Source organism: Vibrio sp. YT-18, from assembly GCF_033337345.1.
GTDB classification, from domain to species: Bacteria; Pseudomonadota; Gammaproteobacteria; order Enterobacterales; family Vibrionaceae; genus Vibrio; species Vibrio alginolyticus.
Genome location: NZ_JAWOQO010000308.1, coordinates 1 through 1,013, shown reverse-complemented (window position 1 = coordinate 1,013; position 1,013 = coordinate 1). Strand labels below are relative to the sequence as shown.

Sequence of the window (1,013 nt, the reverse complement as noted above, 5' to 3'; positions counted from 1 at the left end):
CTCAAGCGTTATCCTATTTGAAAATTCAGGTCGCTTTATTAAAGAGAAGCGTGAAAAACCTTCCTGACGAAAAGGCCATCGCTCAAGCCAATCAAGTGATTGCAGAGCTGGATACGGGTTTGTCGGCTGCTTATACCCAGTTACGTGAGTTGTTAACGACATTCCGCCTGACGATCAAAGAAGGCAGTTTTGGCCAAGCGCTGCAAGATATGGTTGAAACGCTTAATGAGCAAACAACGGCAGAAATTACGTTAAAAAATAGACTTTCATCAACGGAATTAGATGCGCATCAACAAGTCCATTTACTACAGTTGATCAGAGAGGCGGCACTGAATGCGATTAAGCATGCGCAAGCTGACCATATACATATTCAATGTCTTGATTGTGATGGGAAAGTCACAGTAACCGTCTCCGATGACGGGGTAGGCTTTGAACATCAGGACGAAAAAATTAATCATTACGGTATGACGATCATGCAAGAGCGAGCAGCGAGACTGCACGCCGATCTACAGATTGAAGCATCAATAAACAAAGGGTGCACCGTAAAACTCGAATTCCAACACAGTAAGGAAGTAAACTTTGACAGTGTGTAAAGTAATGCTGGTGGATGATCATCCACTGATGCGACGTGGTATCCATCAACTCCTGAGCTTTGAGCCAGAGTTTGAAGTCGTTGCAGAAGCAAGCAATGGCGCAGATGCAGTCGCAAAAGCGCATGAGCTTGAGCTCGATTTGGTACTGCTAGATCTCAACATGAAAGGCATGTCTGGGCTGGATACGTTAAAAGCGCTGCGAGCAGATGGTTGTGAGGCGAGGATTGTTATTCTGACCGTTTCAGACAGCCCTGCGGATATTGAAGCGATTGTACGCAGTGGCGCGGATGGCTATTTGTTAAAAGATACAGAGCCGGATGAGCTTGTTGAGCTACTCAAACAGGCCCATCAGGGTGACAAGGCATACAGTCAAGAGGTTGCCAAGTATTTGAGTGAACGCTCTGATCATGAAGATGTTTT

General features: G+C 45.5%; 2 protein-coding genes. Both read left to right on the top strand.

From position 1 onward, the window contains the following. Positions 1-593, top strand: a 593-nt coding sequence (locus R7M72_RS26210) for an ATP-binding protein (RefSeq protein WP_318056606.1), incomplete at its 5' end; no start/stop codon positions are given. Positions 594-597: 4 nt separating this feature from the next. Next, on the top strand, positions 598-1,013 hold a 416-nt coding region (locus R7M72_RS26205), incomplete at its 3' end, for a response regulator (RefSeq protein WP_318056607.1).